At 55.0% G+C, this 271-nt stretch carries 1 protein-coding gene; it reads right to left on the bottom strand.

The window, feature by feature from the left end; genetic code table 11:
• On the bottom strand, positions 1 to 271 hold a 271-nt coding region (gene gspL / locus SB772_RS41180; RefSeq protein WP_410838672.1), incomplete at both ends, for a type II secretion system protein GspL.

Below are 271 nucleotides of genomic sequence, written 5' to 3'. Positions count from 1 at the left end.
AAGGAATGGACATCCAGTCCGGCGCGACGGTAGCGTGGGTGATGCCGTTTGCCTGCAACCATTGCGCAATGTTGCGCATATGCTGCTGGTGAATCACAGCTACGGTTGCCAGTTGCTGGTCGATTTTCAACGGGGCGAAATGCAGTTCATCGATATCCTGGTTCAGCTCTTCTTCCAGCAAGGCGGGCAGAATCGTCGGTATCTGCTTACGGGGCACATCAGGCAGTTCAACCTGCCAGACGCTGATCCATTCGCCGGGAATATAGAGTCG

The sequence above is a fragment of the Paraburkholderia sp. SIMBA_030 genome, from assembly GCF_046535245.1.
Taxonomy (GTDB): Bacteria; Pseudomonadota; Gammaproteobacteria; order Burkholderiales; family Burkholderiaceae; genus Paraburkholderia.
The sequence above is the reverse complement of the archived record's forward strand: the minus strand, read 5'-3'. Positions and strand labels throughout refer to the sequence as shown.